19 protein-coding genes are annotated in these 18,122 nt (G+C 69.6%); 10 read left to right on the top strand and 9 right to left on the bottom strand.

Annotated features, from left to right (window positions below; all coding sequences use genetic code 11):
* Positions 1–39 precede the first annotated feature (39 nt).
* A complete protein-coding gene (locus tag H4W30_RS06425; protein ID WP_192741926.1) occupies positions 40–900 on the bottom strand; it encodes a phytanoyl-CoA dioxygenase family protein in 861 nt (286 codons plus the stop codon).
* A gap of 94 nt (positions 901–994) precedes the next feature.
* Here H4W30_RS06425 and H4W30_RS06420 point away from each other — a divergent pair, with 94 nt between their 5' ends.
* Entirely contained in the window at positions 995–1,990 is a 996-nt protein-coding gene (locus H4W30_RS06420; protein WP_192741925.1) for a LacI family DNA-binding transcriptional regulator, read from the top strand.
* 11 nt (positions 1,991–2,001) lie between these two features.
* Here H4W30_RS06420 and H4W30_RS06415 read toward each other — a convergent pair whose 3' ends face one another.
* Positions 2,002–2,952, bottom strand: coding sequence for a DMT family transporter (locus H4W30_RS06415; RefSeq protein WP_318780540.1), 951 nt, complete (start codon positions 2,950–2,952; stop codon positions 2,002–2,004).
* A 182-nt stretch (positions 2,953–3,134) separates the two neighbouring features.
* Between H4W30_RS06415 and H4W30_RS06410 the strand changes: the two genes are divergently transcribed.
* Positions 3,135–3,569 carry a hypothetical protein gene (locus H4W30_RS06410; protein WP_192741924.1) on the top strand — a complete coding sequence of 145 codons (435 nt, stop codon included), beginning with the start codon at positions 3,135–3,137 and terminating at the stop codon, positions 3,567–3,569.
* Positions 3,570–3,654: 85 nt separating this feature from the next.
* Here the strand turns inward: H4W30_RS06410 and H4W30_RS06405 are convergent, their stop codons facing one another.
* Entirely contained in the window at positions 3,655–4,449 is a 795-nt protein-coding gene (locus tag H4W30_RS06405) for an SAM-dependent methyltransferase (RefSeq protein WP_318780539.1), read from the bottom strand.
* A 119-nt stretch (positions 4,450–4,568) separates the two neighbouring features.
* Between H4W30_RS06405 and H4W30_RS06400 the strand changes: the two genes are divergently transcribed.
* The 5 genes from H4W30_RS06400 to H4W30_RS06385 all read left to right on the top strand — a co-directional run bounded on the left by H4W30_RS06400 (position 4,569) and on the right by H4W30_RS06385 (position 7,989).
* On the top strand, positions 4,569–5,099 hold the full coding sequence (locus tag H4W30_RS06400; RefSeq protein ID WP_192741922.1) for a MarR family transcriptional regulator: 531 nt from the start codon (positions 4,569–4,571) through the stop codon (positions 5,097–5,099).
* A complete protein-coding gene (locus H4W30_RS06395; protein WP_192741921.1) occupies positions 5,096–6,256 on the top strand; it encodes a cytochrome P450 in 1,161 nt (386 codons plus the stop codon). Before H4W30_RS06400 ends, H4W30_RS06395 begins: the two co-directional genes overlap by 4 nt.
* 83 nt (positions 6,257–6,339) lie before the next feature.
* Positions 6,340–6,930 (top strand): alpha/beta fold hydrolase, encoded by a 591-nt coding sequence (locus tag H4W30_RS06390; RefSeq protein ID WP_225948794.1) that lies wholly within the window; start codon positions 6,340–6,342, stop codon positions 6,928–6,930.
* 2 nt (positions 6,931–6,932) lie between these two features.
* Positions 6,933–7,124: a hypothetical protein gene (locus H4W30_RS43615; protein ID WP_225948793.1), complete on the top strand. Its 192-nt coding sequence runs from the start codon at positions 6,933–6,935 to the stop codon at positions 7,122–7,124.
* Between the two features lie 4 nt (positions 7,125–7,128).
* Positions 7,129–7,989 (top strand): MerR family transcriptional regulator, encoded by an 861-nt coding sequence (locus H4W30_RS06385; protein WP_192741920.1) that lies wholly within the window; start codon positions 7,129–7,131, stop codon positions 7,987–7,989.
* Positions 7,990–8,194: 205 nt separating this feature from the next.
* Here H4W30_RS06385 and H4W30_RS06380 read toward each other — a convergent pair whose 3' ends face one another.
* Together H4W30_RS06380 and H4W30_RS06375 are read right to left on the bottom strand one after the other, a co-directional pair.
* Entirely contained in the window at positions 8,195–9,430 is a 1,236-nt protein-coding gene (locus H4W30_RS06380; protein ID WP_192741919.1) for an acetyl-CoA hydrolase/transferase family protein, read from the bottom strand.
* A 7-nt stretch (positions 9,431–9,437) separates the two neighbouring features.
* The gene (locus H4W30_RS06375; RefSeq protein ID WP_192741918.1) at positions 9,438–10,070 is read right to left on the bottom strand and encodes a winged helix-turn-helix transcriptional regulator; all 633 of its coding nucleotides are present in this window, start codon (positions 10,068–10,070) and stop codon (positions 9,438–9,440) included.
* A 61-nt stretch (positions 10,071–10,131) separates the two neighbouring features.
* On the opposite strand from H4W30_RS06375, the gene H4W30_RS06370 reads away from it, so the two are divergent.
* Positions 10,132–11,016 (top strand): alpha/beta fold hydrolase, encoded by an 885-nt coding sequence (locus tag H4W30_RS06370; RefSeq protein WP_192741917.1) that lies wholly within the window; start codon positions 10,132–10,134, stop codon positions 11,014–11,016.
* Between the two features lie 72 nt (positions 11,017–11,088).
* Positions 11,089–11,997: an RNA polymerase sigma-70 factor gene (locus tag H4W30_RS06365; protein ID WP_225948792.1), complete on the top strand. Its 909-nt coding sequence runs from the start codon at positions 11,089–11,091 to the stop codon at positions 11,995–11,997.
* A gap of 62 nt (positions 11,998–12,059) precedes the next feature.
* On the opposite strand, the gene H4W30_RS06360 is transcribed toward H4W30_RS06365, so the two are convergent.
* Positions 12,060–13,448, bottom strand: a complete 1,389-nt coding sequence (locus H4W30_RS06360; protein ID WP_192742459.1) for an amino acid permease — start codon at positions 13,446–13,448, stop codon at positions 12,060–12,062.
* Between the two features lie 194 nt (positions 13,449–13,642).
* The gene (locus H4W30_RS06355; protein WP_192741915.1) at positions 13,643–14,530 is read right to left on the bottom strand and encodes a LysR substrate-binding domain-containing protein; all 888 of its coding nucleotides are present in this window, start codon (positions 14,528–14,530) and stop codon (positions 13,643–13,645) included.
* Positions 14,531–14,602: 72 nt separating this feature from the next.
* Here H4W30_RS06355 and H4W30_RS06350 point away from each other — a divergent pair, with 72 nt between their 5' ends.
* Entirely contained in the window at positions 14,603–15,598 is a 996-nt protein-coding gene (locus H4W30_RS06350) for a YeiH family protein (protein ID WP_192741914.1), read from the top strand.
* On the opposite strand, the gene H4W30_RS06345 is transcribed toward H4W30_RS06350, so the two are convergent.
* Positions 15,576–16,568 carry a phosphotransacetylase gene (locus tag H4W30_RS06345; RefSeq protein ID WP_192741913.1) on the bottom strand — a complete coding sequence of 331 codons (993 nt, stop codon included), beginning with the start codon at positions 16,566–16,568 and terminating at the stop codon, positions 15,576–15,578. The genes H4W30_RS06350 and H4W30_RS06345 overlap by 23 nt on opposite strands.
* A gap of 67 nt (positions 16,569–16,635) precedes the next feature.
* On the bottom strand, positions 16,636–18,000 hold the full coding sequence (locus H4W30_RS06340; protein WP_192741912.1) for an aspartate aminotransferase family protein: 1,365 nt from the start codon (positions 17,998–18,000) through the stop codon (positions 16,636–16,638).
* Positions 18,001–18,122: the final 122 nt, after the last annotated feature.

Raw genomic sequence — 18,122 nt, 5'->3', positions numbered from 1 at the left:
CAGCGAGAATGAAATTCCGCGACGGCGAACAATCAGCGTTCAGTCTTTTCCGGATTCGCCCATCACGAGACCTTCGATGGTGTGCTTCTGCGTGATGGGCCGCAGGGTGTCGACGATCGGGCAATCGAGGTGGGCGCGCACCGAGTCCGGCAGGGTCGCCCAGTATTCGCTCGTCACGGCGGTGTCGTGGCGGGCGTCGTTGCCCGCTCCCGGGCCGTCGAGACCGAGGACGAGAACGGGACGGCTCTTGGCCGAGTGGTTCGCGGTTCCTCTGTGGACGGTCAGCGCCGACCGGATCGAAATGTCGCCCATCCGCGGGAATTTGCGTACGGCCAGTTCCCGGTAGCGCGGGTACGCCTCCCGGGGAGGGAACATGCCGTGCTCGAACGCGCCGCCGTCCTCCCAGTGCGTGCCTGGCGCGATCTCGAAGGGCCCCATGTCCGGTTCGGTGTCGACGGCGGTCACGTTGACGGCCAACGAGTTCAGCCTGCCGTGGCGGGCGGTCTCCTCGGGCATCGGGAAGTCACGGTGCCACGGCTGGTCCATCGCGCCCGCCAGCGGGACGTCGAAGCCGACCTCGACGATCCGGTACTCCGGACCCAGCACGGCCTCGGCGACGGCGGTGATCCACGGGTGGGACGCCAACTCGGCGAACCCGCGCAACTGTTCGGGATGGATTTCGACGTAGAACCGGTTGGGTCCGCGACCGACCGCGCCGTTCTCGCGGCCGCGCGCTTCGGCGAACGCCGCCTCGATGTCTTCGCCCAACCGTCCGACCCAGTCACGAGTGAACGCCTGCGGGAGACCGATGATGCCCTCCCGGTGCAGGCGGGCGGTCAGGGATTCGAGTTCGGCGGCGGGCAGCGGGGCGGGGGCGGGGGCGGGCTGATTGACGGGCATCTCGACCTCCGGGCGACACGGCACTGTCACCCCAGTTTGCAACGTGGCATGCCACGTTGCAAGAGGTATCCTCGCCGGGAGCGAGAGGACGAGGATGAACCCGAAGCTGCGGGATGTGGCCGAGCACGCCGGGGTGTCCGTGCGGACGGTGTCGAACGTGGTCAACGGCTTCCGCTACGTCGCCCCGGCGACCAGGGAGCGGGTGCAGGCGAGTATCGACGCCCTCGGCTACCGGCCCAACCTGGCCGCCCGGACGCTCCGGCAAGGCCGGACAGGGCTGGTCGCGCTGGTGATTCCGGAAATCGACTCGCCCTACTTCTCCGAGCTCGCCGCGCGGACGGTGCGGATCGCCGATGCCCGGGGGCTGACGGTCCTCATCGACCAGACCGACGGCGACGCCGAGCGGGAGACGCGACTGCTGCACGGACGGCGCAGCCAATTGGTCGACGGCGTGCTGTTCAGTCCGTGGGCGGTGACCCCGGCGGAACTGGCATCCCGGACCGACACCGCTCCCCTCGTGCTCCTCGGGGAGCACGACGGTACCTCCGGAGTCGACCACGTCGCCATCGACAACGTCGCGGCCGCACGCGAGGCCACCGCACACCTGCTGGCGCGCGGCCGTCGCCGGATCGCCGCGGTCGGGAACCAGCCGCGTTCGCTCAACGCGACCGCCCGCCAGCGGCTGGCCGGATACCGGGAGGCGCTCGCCGACGCCGGGTTACCCGCCGAACCCGAGCTTGAGGTGACCGTGCCAAGTCTTCATCGCGCCGATGGCCATCAGGCGATGCTGCGGCTGCTGGACTCTCCCCGGCCGCCCGACGCGGTTTTCTGCTTCACCGACGAACTCGCGCTGGGCGCGTTGCGAGCCGCCGCCGACCGCGGCGTCGCGGTGCCGGATTCCTTGGCACTGATCGGTTTCGACGACATCGAAGACGGCAGGTTCAGTGTCCCGGCGCTCACCACCGTCTCCCCGGACAAGGATCGCATCGCCGAACTCGCCCTCGACCGGCTGGCCGAGCAGATGTCGAGCCCGCGATCACCGCGTTCGATCGTCGCCCCGCACCGGTTGGTCGTCCGGGAAACGAGCTGAGCCGGGCGTGATCACTGCGGCGCGGGTTCCTTCGAGTGCCGTCCAAGGCTGCCGATCGCGGCCATGATCAGCACGACCCCCACCACCCCCGCGACCGTCAGCCGTTCATCCAGCCAGACGACGGCGATCACGACGGCGGTGACCGGTTCGAGCAGGGTCGCCACCACCGCCGCGCCGCTGGGGGTGGACCGGAGGCCGGTGAACAGCAGTGCGTAGGCGAGCGCCATGGTCACGGCTCCGAGGTAGCCGATCAGCGCCCACGACCCGATATGGCCGGTCCACATCCCACCGCCGGTCGCCAGCGGCACGATCAGCCCGGCGGGAACGAGGACCATCGCGGCGACACAGGTCGTCGTCGTGGTCATGGTCAGCGTGTCAAGCCGCAGTGACAGTGGCCCGGCTGCGTCGGCGGAGAGGGCGTAGGCGGCGCCGGAGGCGAGTGCGGCGAGCACACCGAGAACCGGATACGGCGCTTCGCCCTCAGGGCTACCGGCAACGCTGACGAGGAGGAGCCCCGCGAGTGCGACTGTGACCGTGAGGAACTGGGCGGCGGAAGGCTTGCGGCGCCGCCGGAAGCTGCCGGTGATCAGCAACAGCACCGGCGCGAATCCGAGGCACACCACGGTGGTGATGCTCACGCCGGCCCACAGGACGGCCACGAAGAAGAGCAGCTGGAAGATCGCCGTCGAGACCCCGACCACGGTCACTCGCCGCCAATGCCGCCGCCCGAGCCGCACGCAGTCACGCGACCGCCGCAGCACGGCGGCGGCGATCACCAGGACGACGACCGCGACCAGGGCGCGGTACCCGCCGATGGCCAGCGGCGAGAGACCCGAAGCGTCATGGACGATCGGGATGACCGGACCGATCGTGCCCCAGAGCACGCCGGCCAGACACACCAGGACCAGTGCTCTCCCTCGGCCGACGGACGCCTGGACGGGCTGTGTTTCCGTGGTTGCCACACCGGCAGCATGACAAACGGTCTCGGACCCGGTCGACGCCGGATCCGGCATTCGCCATCGGCTACCCCGGTTTTCGTCCTGGCGAAAAGGGGTGTACGCGGTCCGCGCCTATCGGTGAGGGTGATTCCCACGCCCAACCGAACAGCCGGGCGAATTCCACAAAGCTCAGAGAGGGGTAAATCGTGCGTGAATTGCGATTTGTCGGCGTCACGACCGCCGCGTTGTTGGCGCTGGGCGCCGGGTCGGCCTCGGCCGCCACAGCCGCCGACGGCGGGCTGGAGGGCCAGAACGAGGACTCCGTGGCCCAGGACAGCGAACGCTACCGGAACTTCGACCTCCAGGAGGTCGGCGGGCCGCTCCTCGCCAGGGTCATCGTCGACCTGAAGGACCGCGATTTCACCGTGTGCGACAAGAAGGCGAACGGCTACTGGGCCTACGCCTCGTTCCAGGAAACGGTGAGTTCGCCTCCGGCGAAGCCCTACTACCGGGACACGACTTCAGGTCCGAAGTGCACCCATTACAACAAGACGATCTCGAAGAAGAAGGACATCGTCACGATCTGCCAATCCGACCCGCTGTGGGACACCTGCATCGACCGCGGCGTCCGGTGGTGGTGACCCATCCATAGTTTCGGGCCACGTCGCGAAAGCCACTTTGGGGACACCTGATGCCTCGAAAGTGGCTTTCGCGACGTGATCGGACTCAGACCTTGCGTCCGACGCCGGCGTAGACGTCGTCCGGTTCGATATCCCGGAGACCGGGTTCCGGCCGCCACAGTGGCGCGCTCACCACACCGGGGTCGACCAGCTCCAGTCCTTCGAAGAGAGCGGCGACTTCGGCGTAGGGGCGGAAATACATGGGATCCCGGCTGTTCTTCATCGCCTCGGTGACCGCCGCCATTTCCAGGGGCGCGTGGTCCGCGGTCAGATGCGACAACGCGACCAGGCTGCCGGCAGGCAGTGCCTCGCGGTAGCGGGTGACGATCTCCGCGGGGCGCAGGCTGTCCGGGATGAAGTGGAACACGGCCACCATGAGCAGCCCGATCGGCTCGCCGTCGGCCAGCAACGCCCGCGCCGCCTCCGAGTTCAGGACCGCTTCCGGGCTGCAGAGATCTTCCTCGACGACGCTGGCGTTCGGGTTGCCGTCCAGGATGAGCCTGCTGTGGGCGACGGCGACCTTGTCGTAGTCGACGTAGACCACCCGGCATCCGGGGTCCATGTCCTGGGCGATTTCGTGCACGTTGCCGACGGCCGGGATCCCCGAGCCCAGATCGAGGAACCGGGTGATGCCCTGCCCGACCATGTACTGCACGGCGCGGCGAAGGAACGCGCGGTTGGACGCGGCGACCTGGCGGCCCGTCGGCAGGACCGCCATGACCTTCTCCCCGACAGCGCGGTCGGCGTCGAAATTGTGGCTACCGCCGAGCAGCCAGTCGTAGACCCGTGCCGCACTGGGCACTCGGATGTCGACACCTTCTGGAACCCGTTCGCCCGCCACGGACACCCCACACCTCGCAACGCATCGGTTCTCGGCACACCCTGTCGCCGGTACGGTACCGACCGCGATACCTCTCTCGAAACCCGCATTAGCATCGTTTTAGATGTATCGTTATCGATGTGAAGGCCAGTGAGTTGTATCTTCTCGGCAAGCACCTGATGGAGCTCGCCGCCCGGGGCATGCGTGACGATTCGGATCCGGAGACCCCGGAGATCCACGACGTGCTGATCTCGGTGCTCGTCGAGGAACCGGGCTTGTCGATCGGCGAATTGACCGCCCGTACCGGTTTCGCGCAGAGCCATGTCTCCGGTGCCGTCGCCAGGATGCGGGCGGCGGGCGCGCTCGTGACGCGTCCTGATCCGGCGGATCGTCGCCGCACCTTGGTCGTCCCGGTCGACGCGTTGGTCGAGGCCGTCGCCCGGCGTCAGCAGCGTGCCGCCGAAGAGATCCTCGCCGCGGCGCTCGCCGAACTCGATCCGGACGGGGACTCGGTCGCGGACCGGGCCGCGCGCCTCACCCGCGCGGCGGACGAGCTGTACCGGCTGCTGACCGCTCGCGCGCTGGGAGTGGACGAGGATTCCGCCCTCACGCCGTTGCACTCGCTGGCCGAGAAGACCACCGGAAGACCGAAGAACGGAGAGGGAACATGACTGGGGCAGCCGAATACCCGTTCACGGACACGGAACCGTTGCGGTGTCCCGCGGAGTTCATCCGCCGTCAGGACGAGGAACCCGTCGGCAGGGTGCGCCTTGCCTCCGGCGAGGACGCCTGGCTCGTCACGCGTTACGCGGACATCCGGGGCTTGCTCGGCGATCCGCGGTTCCGTCCCTGGGTACCGGGGACCGGCTCGGCCGACGGCGGAGGACTGCTCTTCACCATGTCAGGCCCCGCGCACGCGCGGCTGCGGCGTATCGCGGCCAAGGCGCTCACCCCGCGCCGGATCGAACTGTTGCGCCCGCGCCTGGAAACGCTCGCGGCGGAGTCGGCCGCGAAGCTGATCTCGCAAGGCCAACCCGCCGATGTGCTGAACGGGTTCGCGATTCCTTTCGCCCTCGCGTCGCTCAGCGAGCTTCTCGGTGTCCCGCAGTCGGTTCGCGACGAGCTGCGGTCCTGGACCGACAGCATCGTCGCGGTGTTCACCGCGCCGAGCTATGAAGAAATGGCCGAAGCGGCCCAAAAGCTAGGCGGCTATCTCGCTGAATTGGTGGAGACCAAGCGAAACGCTCCCGGTGACGATCTGCTGACCGGCCTGATCGAGGCCCGCGACGACTCCGGCGACTCGTTGCGCCCGGACGAGATCACGCAGCTCGCCTTCGCGATCGTGATCGCCGGATACGTCCCGCCGGCGAACGCGCTGGCCCAGGCCGTACTCCGGCTGGCCGTCGAACCGGCACTCCCCCGCGACCCCGCCGGGATCCCCGCACTGGTCGAGGAACTCCTGCGACAGGACCAGAGTTCAGCCACGGACCAGGGACGGGTCGCCGTCGAGGACGCCGAAATAGGCGGAGTCCCGATCCGTGCGGGCGAATTCGTCCTCGCGCCCTTGCGGGCGGGCAACCACGATCGCCGGCGCTTTCCGGAACCGGAACTGGTGGACCCCGCTCGGACGCCCGGCCATCTCACTTTCGGGCACGGGCCGCACCATTGCCTCGGTGCGGCCCTGGCCCGCACGGAACTCCAGGCCGGGCTCACCGCCTTACTCGCCGCCGCACCACGGCTGCGGCTGGCCGTGCCGTTGGAAGAACTCGCCTGGCGGCAGATGTTCCTCACTCTTCGCGGCCCCGTCGACGTCCCGATCACCTGGTGACGCTCTTCCCCGTCGGGGATCATCCGCCTGTATCCGCACTGAAGTTGACCCTGACGCAGGGTCAACCCCTCAGCATGGCTGCCATGAACACACGAGACAGCCATTTCACGGTCCACCACGACGGCGTCGCGATCCGGGGTTCCCGCGGCGGCCGGGGACGGCCGCTGGTGCTGTGTCCCGGGCTGCTCACGCCACAGGCGGATCTGCACGAGTTGATCGGGTTGCTGCGCCGCGAGCATGACGTGGTGACGTTCGACTTGAGAGGTCACGGCCTCTCCTCACCCGGTAGCCGGTACACCTTCGAGGCGTTCCTCGGCGACTTCGGCGCTGTCATGGCGGAGTCGGGCTACGTCGGCCCGCGGGCCGTTCTCGTGGGTCATTCGCTGGGCGCGGACCTGGCCGTGCACTACGCCGCCGGCCATCCGGACGCCGTGTCCGGGCTCGTCCTCGTCGACGGCGCGAACCCGGTGCCCGAACCGTTCCTCACCGAAGCCGACCTGCCGGAGTTCCGGGCGATGGCGGAGGGACTGCGGCCCGAATTCGAGCGGGTCGCGGGCACCGCGCGTCAGGTTCTGCTTCCCCTCAAGACTTCCTCGACCTCAACATCGAGATCGAAGCGGTGCGCTCGGGCATCCTTGACCAGTATCGGAGAATCGACTGTCCGATCCACCTGATCATGGCGTCCTCGATGGCCGGGGACAGCGATGACGAGCGTGCGCGGTGGCGCAACGAGAACTGGCGCGCCGGGGTCGAACGGCTCACCCGCGAGCGGCCGCACGTCTCCACGTCGTGGCTCGACGCCGGCCACCGGCTCGTCGTCACCCACGCCAGGGAGATCGCCCGGCTGATCCGCGTTGCCGCACACTGAGCGCATGTTGACCATCGGTGAGCTGGCGGCGTGCGCGGGAGTGACAGTGCGCGCGGTGCGGCACTATCACGCCAAGGGCCTGCTGCCGGAGCCCGAGCGCGACCATTCCGGTTACCGGCGGTACGACGCCGGTGCGGTGATCGAGCTGGTCAGGATCAGGACCCTCGCCGAAGCCGGGGTCCCGCTGTCGCGAGTGCGGGAACTGCTCCAGGCCGACGAACGCGAGTTCGCCGCGGCGGTCGCCGACATCGACGAGCGGCTGCGCGCCGAAATCCGCCAACGGCAACGGCATCGCGAGCGGATCGCCCGGCTCGCGTCCGGGGACGCTCTGGTGCTGCCGCCGGAGGTGGTCGAGATTCTCGACCGGCTGCGGGCGCACGCCGTCGACGAGCGGATCGTCCAGGTCGAGCGGGACGGCTGGATCCTGCTGGCCGCGCACTCACCCGAACGGATCCCGGAGTGGGCGGTGCGCAAGAAGGAGCAGCTCGCCGATCCGCCGCTCATCGATTTCTATCGCACCCTGGGGCAGGCGCTCGACCGGAGCGACGACGATGCCGAGCTGATCGAGCTCGCCGACAAGCTGGCCGTCCACATCACGCGGATGGCGGACGAGCGGAACGAGGCCTATGTCGGCGACACCGACGTCGCACCGCCGTTCGCCGAGCTGATGGACGCGCTCGCCTTCGACACCGCCCCGCCGGCCCGCCGGCTGATCGAGCTGCTGAGAACGCGAGGCTGGACCGGCTGGACGAAACTCGAACGCGTGACGCCGGCTTCCCTTTCGGCGCCACTCACGAGCAAGCCGGAAGGCGCGAGGCGGGACCGGATCGACCTCGACCCGGATAAGGAAGGTGCCCAGAACTGACGACTGGCCGGGCCGGCCGCTCACACGTCCCCACCGGTGGGTGCCGATGCCCGGCGCCCACGTCGCGAAAGCCACTTTCGGGACACCGGACGTCGCGAAAGTGGCTTTCGGGACATGCCCGGCGTTGCGAAAGCCACTTCCGCAACCGTCAACGTTGCGAAAGCCACTTTCGCAACGTGCCCCGCACCCGCAAGGAAAACCGGCACTACGAGAGCGCGAAACCCAGTTCCCGGCCCCGCGTCACGAGTTCTTCCCTGGCCGAGGGATGCGCGACGTGGTCGACGATCTGCTGCGCCTGTTCGCTCGAATCGTTGCCCCAGATGGTCGCGACGCCGTGTTCGCTCACCAGGAAACTGTGCTGGAACGACGTCACCGGCCCGGCCAGCCGCGGCACGACCGTGGAGACGTCGGCCTTCGGATGCCACGACGGCAGCGCGATGATCGCCCGCCCGCCCGGTGAATGCAACGCCCCGACCACGAAGTCGGTCTGCCCGCCGAATCCCGAATAGATCGCGCCGCGCACCCGGCTCGCGTTGGCCTGCGCGAACAGATCCACTTCGAGAGCGCTGTTCACCGACACCAGGCCGCGCTGCCGGGCGATCACGGCGGGATCGTTCGTCTTTTCCGTGCGCAGCAAGCGAACCCGCGGATTGCGGTCGAGCCAGCGGTACAGCTCCGCGGTGCCGAACACGAACGACGCCGTCACCGGCACGGCCGGATCGAGGGCCCCGGCGCGGTCGAGCGCGAGCACGCCGTCGCTGAACATCTCCGACCAGATCGCGAGCCCGCGCCGCCCGGTCACCGCGGCCAGTGTCGCGTCCGGGATCCCGCCGATGCCCAGTTGCAGGGTCGCGCCGTCCTCGACCAGGCCCGCCACCCGCTCACCGATGGTCCGCGCCGTGTCCCCCACCGGCCGCGGGACCGGCGACAGGAGCGGCTCGGCCACGTCGAGGGCGTAGTCGATCTCGCTGGCAGGCAGAACTCCGTCGCCGTGGACGAACGGCATCTCCGGGTTGAGCTGCGCGACGACCAGGCCCCCGCGCGCCCGCACCGCCTCGACGGCCGCGGGCAGGATGTTCACCTCCGTACCCAGCGACACCATGCCGTCCACCGGAACCGAGGTGTGCAGCAGGACGATGTCCGGCGGCAACGCTGTCTTGAGCAGTTGCGGCACCAGCGACAGCCGCGACGGGAAGTACCGCAGCCCGGCGCGACCGCGCATCCCGGCACCCACGAACGGCGTCTCCAGCAGCACACCTTCGCGGTCCGGCATTCCGGCCTGCGCGTTCAACGCGAACAGCCGGTACTCCGCGAGCGCCGTGTCCAGCACCTTCAGTGCCCGCATCGGGGTGGCGAAGTTCCCGCTCACCACCACCCGGGGGCATGACGCGGGAACGCCCGCCAGGATGGAACCGAGCTGACTCTCCGACAAGACGCGCATGAGCCGATCATGCCCGAGGGACCGTGTGCCGGGTCTGCAGGAGGTCCCGCACCGCGCCTTCGTCCCCCTCGATGCCGACGAGCCCGGCGACGTCGTCGAGCTCGAGCGCACCCGCCGCCAGCCCGAGAACGATCGCCGCGTCCGCCCGGAGGACGGCGTCAAGTTCACCTCCGTCGTGCTTCTCGACCTCCGTTCCACCGGGCGCCGCTCGCAACCGGAACAGGCTGCCGTCCACCTCGATACCGATCGCCGGCGACCGGTGCCCGCCGGGCAGCAACGCTCGAAGGGCGACGACGAGCCATGCGGCGTCGAAGCGATCGCCGTCCGGCCCTCGCATCATGAGCGGGGTGGACCACCGGACGAGGCCCTCGATCGGCTCTCGCAGCCCGGCGCCCCACTCCGTGAGGGCGTAGACGACGGCGTTGGACCCCTCGGCCAGGTTCCGTTCGACCACGCCGGCGGCCTCGAGGTCGCGGAGGCGATCGGCGAGCAGATTGGTGGCCACGCCGGGAAGCCCGTCGAGCAGCTCCCGATACCGGGCGGGGGCGATCAGGAGCTGGCGGACGATGAGCAGATTCCACCGGTCGCCGACGACGTCGAGCGCCCGGGCGAGCCCACAGTACTGACCGTAACTCCGCATTGCTTGATGTTTTCAAGCGCGCGTGAAAAACTCAAGCATCCCGAGGCTGGAGGGGGCCGCCATGGCCGACATCACCGAGAGCGTCCGGCCCGCCTGGGTCGACGACGACCTGTTCCCGTTCGAGAGCCGCTTCGTCGACATCGACGGGAACACCGTGCACTACGTCGACGAGGGCTCGGGGCCCACGCTGGTGTTCCTGCACGGCAATCCGACCTGGTCGTTCCTCTGGCGCGACGTCATCCGCGCGCTGCGCGGAGATTTCCGGTGCGTCGCCCTCGACTACCCGGGCTTCGGGCTGTCGATGTCGAAGCCCGGCTATCGCTACTGGCCCGAGGAGCACGCGGACGTGGTCACCGGGTTCCTCGACGCGCTCGGCATCGAGAAAGCGACCCTCGTCGGGCAGGACTGGGGCGGCTTGATCGGCCTGGCCGCCGCTCAGCGACGGCCAGACGCCTTCGATCGGCTCGTGCTCGCGAACACCTGGGCCTGGCCGGTCAATGGGATCCTCCATTTCGAGGCCTTCTCCCGCGTCATCGGCGGCCCCGCCGGTCGTTTCCTGGTCCGGCGGTTCAACCTCCTCGTCAACACGTTCATCCCCACCGGCCACCGGCGGCGGAAACCGACCGCGGCCGAGATGACCCATTACCGCCGGGCGCTGGACACCCCCGCGCGGCGGCAGTCTTCCGCCGTGTTCCCCGGCCGGACGCTCGCCAGCCGAGCCTTCTTCACCGAAGTCGAGGCGGGCCTCGCCGACGTCGCCCACCTGCCGACGCTGATCGTGTGGGGCGACGCCGACATCGCCTTCCGTCCCCAGGAACGCGAACGCCTCGAAGCGACCTTCCCCGACCACAGGACCGTGATCGTCGAGGGCGCCGGCACCTACGTCGAGTCCGACGCACCCGAGGAATTCGTCGCCGCGCTCCGCGACTGGCTGGGAACGGGCTGACTGTCACAAAACGGTGCCGGCCGGGGTCGTATGGGCAAAACACGACCGATACGACCCGAGCGAGGACCGGCGATGAGTGAACGACCCGAGGCGCAGGGCGCCATGGACCCGGCGACCGAAGCGTTCGTGACCCATCGCAACCTCCTTTTCACCGTGGCTTACGAAATGCTCGGCTCGGCCACCGACGCCGAGGACGTCCTGCAGGAAACGTGGTTGCGCTGGGCGGGCGTCGCGTTCGACACGGTGCTGGATCCGCGTGCGTTCCTGGTGCGGATCACCACCCGGCAGGCGCTCAAACGGCTGCGGACGCTCGGCAGGCGCAAGGAGTCCTACGTCGGCCCGTGGCTACCCGAACCCCTGCTGACCACTCCCGACGTCGCCGAGGACGTCGAACTGGCCGCCAGCGTCTCGATGGCGATGCTGCTGGTGCTGGAGACACTCGCGCCGACCGAGCGGGCGGTCTTCGTGCTGCGCGAGGTTTTCGCCGTCGGGTACGACGAAATCGCCAAGGCCGTCGACAAGACTCCCGCCGCCGTACGCCAGATCGCCCACCGGGCGCGGGCCCACGTCGCCGCGCGCAAACCGCGCGGCACCGGATCACCGGCCGAGCATCGGGCCGCGCTCCAGGCGTTCCAGTCGGCGGTGGAAACGGGCGACCTGCAGGGCCTGCTCGACATCCTCGCGCCGGACGTCGTCGCGCTCAGCGACGGCGGCGGAGTGAAACACGCCCTGCTGCGGCCGATCGTGGGCGCGGACCAGGTGGCCCGGCTACTGGCCGTCGGCTGGTGGAAACGCGAGGCGGAAAGGTCCGTCGAACCGGTACAGGTCAACGGCGGCCCCGGTCTGCTCATCCGGGTCGGCGGAGAGATCGACGGCGTGCTGGCGGTCCGGGTGGAAAACGGCTATGTCACCGGCGCCTACCACGTCCGCAATCCCGAAAAACTCGCCGGCGTGACCAGGGAGATCACCGTGAGCCGGTGAAAAGGAACGGCCCGCCCGCGAGAGAACCCGCGGGCGGGCCGAGCTTCAGGGTGCTCGCGGGGTCACTCCCGGACGGCGGCCGAGGCCGCGTCCCGCGCGGGTTCGCCGGGAACGGGATCGACGGGCCCGCCGGGCACCTTGGCCACCGGCCTCCCCCGCCGGCGGCGGATCTCGAATCCGAGGAGGATCAACGCGAGCGTCACCGCGCTGAGCCAGAACTGCGAGCGCGTCGACGGCAGCAGCGCCATCGCCAGGATCACCGCGGCCATCAGCGCGATGGTCGCGTAGCTCAGCCACGGGAACAGCCACATCTTGAGCGTGAGCTTGTCCGGATCCTCTCGTTCCAGCCTGCGGCGGAGCCGCACCTGCGCGAGCGCGATCGAGAGGTACACGAACAGCGCCACGGCGCCGTAGGAGTTGACCAGGAACTGGAAGATCAGGTCCGGCGAGGTGTAGGCGGCGATGACGGACACGTACCCGATCGCGGTCCCCGCCAGGATCGCGCGCCGCGGCACACCGCTGCGGGAAAGCCTCGTGAAGGCCTTCGGCGCGTCGCCGTTGCTGGTGAGCGCGAACAGCATCCGCGACGAGGTGTACAGCGCCGAGTTCAGGCAGGAGAGCACCGCCGTCAGGACGATCGCGTTCATGATCGTGGCCACCGCCGGGATGCCGAGCACCTCCAGCACGGCGGCGTACGGGCTCACCGCGGTCGCCGGATCGTCCCAGGACTTGATCGCGACGACGAGGAACACCGAACCGACGTAGAACAGCACCACTCGGAAGATGATCGACCGCATGGCCTTCGCGATCGCCTTCTTCGGTTCCGCGGACTCGGCGGCGGCGATGGTGACGATCTCCGCGCCGGTGTAGAAGCCGATGCACGGGACCACCGCCGCGAGTACCGCGCCGATCCCGAGTGGCGCGAATCCGCCGTGGGAGACCAGATTCGTCAGTCCACCTTGGGCGCCCGGCCAGAATCCGAACAGGTACAGGGCGCCGACGACCAGGAAGACGACGATCGCGACGACCTTGATCGAGGAGAACCAGTACTCGAACTCGCCGTAGGACCGGGCCGAGACCATGTTGGTGCCGGTGAGGATCAGGAGCAGGCCGAGACTGAGCACCCACAGTGGCACGTCCGGTACCCACAGCTGCAGGATCCGGCCGCCCGCGACGGCTTCGACCGCCACGACGATGACGAAGAAGTACCAGTACATCCAGCCGACGGCGAAACCCGCGCGATTGCCGAGCGCTTCCCTCGCGTAGACGTAGAACGAGCCGAGCGCGGGTTTGGCGATCGTCATCTCCGCGAGCATGCGCATGATGAGCACGGTGATCAGGCCCGCGATGAGGAACGAGACCACCGCGGCCGGACCGGCCGACTGGATGACCACGCCGCTGCCGACGAACAGCCCGGCCCCGATGACGCCGCCGAGGGCGATCAGGTTCATATGTCGCTGCTTGAGCCCTGGTTTCAGGCCGCTGCTCTGTGCCGGGTCGGACGCTGAAGTCACGTCTCCTCCTTCTCGCACGCACCGCCGGGGCGGTGGCGCTGGGAGCTCCATTGTGGTTCCGGTCACCGTAGGAACAAGTCGGGCCCTGAGCGAGGGCCAGTTACGATGTGGGAAAGGGGTCCAGATACCACTCAGGACTGCTGGCGCGTCGCCAACGCCAGCAGTTGCGCCGCCGGGCCGTCGAGGCGCCGTCCGGCCGGCCACACCGCGCGCAGAACGCGTCCGAAGTCGACACCTTCCACCGTGACGGGCACGAGATCGTGGCCGGTGACGTCCAGTGCGCTGATCACCGCGGGGCCGGCGCCCGCGATCACGGCGTTGCGGACGGCGGAAGCGGAACCCAGCTCCAGCAACGGTTTCACCGGCCCCACCCCGGCCCGGCGCAAGGCGGCGTCGACGGTCTCCCTGGTTCCGGAGCCGTGTTCCCGCACCACGAGCGGCGTGCTCGCCAGCTCCGCCGAGGTCAGCGGACGACGTTCGCGCGCCCAGGGGTGGGGACCGGAGACGACCACCACGAGGTGGTCGCTCGCGACCTTCCGCGACGTGAGACCGGGCAGCGAGCCTGGTGACTCGACGAAACCGAGGTCGGCCTTACCCTCGCGGGCCAGTGCGGCCACCTGATCCGAATTCGTGACCTCGAGGCCGAGGTAGAGGCCGGGGTTCGCGCGTTTGAGCTCGCCGATCCAGCCCGGGACCAGGTGTTCGGCCAGTGTCATGCTCGCCGCGACGCGGAGTCCGGCCTCGTGCCGGGTCCGCAGGGCCTCGGCCCCGTCCAGCAGCCCGTCGAGCTCGGTGAGCACGCGGCGCGCCCAGCCGGCGATCACGCGACCGTCCGGGGTGAGCACGGAACCGCGGCGGGTCCGGTCCAGCAGCACCAGGCCGAGCCGTCGCTCCACAAAGGACAGCCGCTTGCTCGCCGAAGCCTGCGCGATCCCGAGGGTGGCGGCAGCCTGCCCGATACTGCCCAGTTCACCGACGAGGACGAGCAGGCGTAACGAGTCCAGCTCCGGCGCGGTCATAGCCAAACTGAATGACCTACCCGCCGTATTCCCGGCTACCGCCACTGTCCTCTCCGGACGACGCTCGTCAGCATGAGCACCACGTATGCGCGGCGGACGAAGCCGCATCTGACCGGTCTCGCCGTCACCGCGCTCGGTGTGGCCGTCGCGTACCTGCTGAGCACCGCCGTTCCCGTGCTCAGCGCCCTCACGCTCGCGGTCGTGCTCGGGGTGCTCGCCGGCTCGCTCCCGGTGCTCTCGGACGGCACCCGGCAAGCCATCGCGAAGGTGACGAAGAAGCTTCTGCGCGCCGGTGTCGTCCTTCTCGGCTTGCAACTCGCGCTCCCTTCGGTGCTTTCCCTCGGTCCTGGCACATTGCTCGCGGTCGTGTTGACGGTCGGCCTCACGTTCCTCGGCACGATCGGGCTCGGCAGGCTGATCGGCGTTCCACGCGGTCTCGCGATGCTGGTCGCGACCGGGTTCTCCATCTGTGGCGCGTCGGCGATCGCGGCGATGGAAGGCGTCGTCGAGCGTGAAGACTCCGACGTCGCGACCGCGGTCGCCCTGGTCACCTTCTACGGCGGCCTGGCGATCGCGGCGGTCCCGCTGCTCGGCGGGTGGCTGGACATGGACGCGCTGCGGATCGGTGGCTGGGCCGGGTTGGGCGTGCACGAGGTCGCGCAGGTCGTCGCGGCCGCCACCCCGGCGGGGACCGCCGCCGTCGCGGTCGCCGTGGTGGTGAAGCTGAGCCGGGTCGTCCTGCTGGCGCCGATGGTCGCGGCGGTCAGCGTGCACGAACGCCGTCGCCGCCCGTCCGCCGGCGGGAAGCGCGCGCCGCTGGTCCCGCTGTTCGTCCTCGGTTTCCTGGCGATGGTGGTGGTACGGAGTACCGGGATCCTGCCGGGTGCCGCGCTCGACGTCGCCAAGGTGGTCTGCACGCTGCTGCTGGCGGGAGCGCTCTTCGGGCTGGGCTGCGCGGTCCGGATCGGCACCCTGGTCCGCACCGGCGGCCGGGCGCTGCTGCTCGGCCTGCTCTCCACGCTGCTCGTCGGCACCATCGCCTACGTCACCCTCGCCCTGCTCGGCTAGCTTGGACGGCGCTCAGGAGCGCGAGGGTCTCGATGTCGGAGGCCGAGCAGCCGCGGGAGAGATCGTTGAGCGGCGCGGCGAGGCCCTGGAGAATCGGGCCGAGCGCGACGGCACCGCCGAGCCGTTCGGCGATCTTGTAGCCGATGTTGCCGGCGTCCAGATTCGGGAAGACGAGGACGTTCGCGCGGCCGGCGACCGCGGATCCGGGTGCCTTGGCCGCCGCGATCGACGCCACCAGCGCGGCGTCGAACTGCAACTCGCCGTCCACGGGGAGACCCGGTTCCCGCTGCCGCACCAGCGAAGTCGCCTCGCGGACGACGTCGACGCGCTGGTGGGCGGCACTCCCCTGCGTGCTGAACGACAGCATCGCGACCACGGGGTCTTCACCCGTCAGGCCGCGATGGGTCGCCGCGGCGGCGAGGGCGATGTCCGCCAGCTGTTCCGCGCCCGGCTCGGGGACCACGGCGCAGTCCGAAAAGGTCAGCCGCTGCCCGTCCGGGAGCAGCAGCAGAAAGCAACTGCTCAAAGTGGACACTCCCGGGGCCAGGCCCACGACCCGGAGCCCCGCGCGCAGGACGTCGGCGGTCGGCCGGGTCGCACCGGCGACACAAGCGTCCACGACACCCGCCCGTAAGGCGGCGGCCGCAACGAACACCGGATCGCGCCGGGCTGCGTCGAGGTGCTCCGGACGACGCGCGAATCCCGCTGCCAGGGCGGCCTCGATCCGGTCGTCGGCGAGGGCGTCGGCGACGTCCACGATCAGGTCTTCCGTGGCCCCTGCCGCGCGAAGGCGCGCCCCGTCACCGAAAAGCAGCGGCCGCACGATCCCCTCGTCCCGAAGCTTCAGCGCGGCGCGGACGGCGCGATCGTCGTCGCCGTCCGGCAAGGCGACGCGGAGATTCCGGCCGCGCAACGCCTCCCGCCAGCCGTCGAGCGTGGCGTCCGGCGTGACCTCGGTGGTCAGGCTCATAGAAGTACCTCCACGAACGAAGTGGGGGCCGCCGGAAGACGGCGACCCCCACGTGGTGAACAGAGGATCAGGGCTGGACGGCCTTCTCGACGTCGTTGAGCATCGCGTCCACGCCGTGGAGAAGCTCGGTGAGCACCTCGCGATCGGCGACGAGCGGCGGCGAGATCATCAACATCGTCGCGCCGCGATCGTCGCCGCGGAGGATGACGCCCGTGCGCCGGAACGCCTCCGGGAGCACCTCGCGAAGCACCTTCAACGACTCGGCCTCGGTCAGCTCCCGGCCACTGTCGCGGTCGGCCATCAGCTCGATGGCGTAGAAGAACCCGGTGCCGCGGACGTCCTTGACGCAGCGGTGTGCGGACTTGAGCGAGTTCAGCGCGGCGAACAGCTCCGGGCCCTCGGTGCGCACGTTGTCGAGCACGCGCTCGTCCCGCATCGCGGTGAGGTTCGCGACGGCGACGGCGGTGGCGACCGGGTGGCCGCCCCACGTCGCGCCGTGGGTGAAGAGGCCGCCCTTGGGTGAGTCGTACAGCTCGGTGACCAGCTTCTCGCGCACGATCACCCCGCCGAGCGGCGCGTACCCCGACGTCGATCCCTTGGCGAAGGTGATCAGGTCCGGCACGACCCCGGTGACGCCGTGCCCGAACCAGTGGCCCAGCCTGCCGAACGAGCAGATGACCTCGTCGGACACGAGCAGGATGCCGTACTTGTCGCACAGGGCGCGCAAAGCGGGCCAGTACCCCTTCGGCGGCACCAGCGCGCCGCGGCCGTTCTGCACCGGTTCGGCGAACAGCGCCGCGATCGTCTCCGGCCCTTCCTCCAGGATGACCCGCTCGATCGCCGTGACACAGTCCAATTCGGACGCCGGACCGCAGTCTCCCAGCAGTCCCAACGTGTTCGGCACGTGCCGGACGCCCGGCATGAGCGGGCCGAAGGGCTCCTTGATCTTCGCCAGTCCGGTCACCGAGAGGGCGCCGATGGTCGTGCCGTGGTAGGCCATGTCGCGGCTGATGATCTTCGTCCGCTCGGGCTGCCCCTGGCTGCGGTGGTACTGCCGGGCGAACTTCAGCGCGGTTTCGACCGCCTCCGAGCCCGAGTTGACGAAGAACGTCGTCCCGAGGTCGCCGGGCGCGAGTTCGGCCAGCAGCGTGGCCGCCTCGATCGCCGGGGTGTGCGCCGAACCCCAGTTGCTCGCGTAGGCCAGGGTGCCGACCTGGTCGGCGGCGGCCTTGGCGATGTCGGCGCGCCCGTGGCCCATGTTGACGCAGAAGAGCCCGGCGAGACCGTCGAGATGGCGGCGTCCTTCGGTGTCGATCAGGTAGCTTCCCTCGCCGCGTACGAACACCGGGAAATCCGAGGCCCAGGTGTCCTTGCGGGTGAAGTGCGGGCCGAGATGCCTGCGGGCCTGCGCTCGCAGCTGGGTGACGTCCACCGGAGACCTCCTTCGAGACACGAGTCTGTGCTCTGACTTTCGCAACCCGGCTGGCACCGGCCCAGCACCAGAGCGGCGGCGATCGATGGGTCCAGTTGGCCGGGGTGCCCATGTCGCGAAAG

Origin of the sequence: Amycolatopsis roodepoortensis (assembly GCF_014873915.1) — a bacterium.
Taxonomy (GTDB): domain Bacteria; phylum Actinomycetota; class Actinomycetes; order Mycobacteriales; family Pseudonocardiaceae; genus Amycolatopsis; species Amycolatopsis roodepoortensis.
Note: the sequence above shows the minus strand (reverse complement) of the source record. Positions and strands in the feature narration are given on the sequence as shown.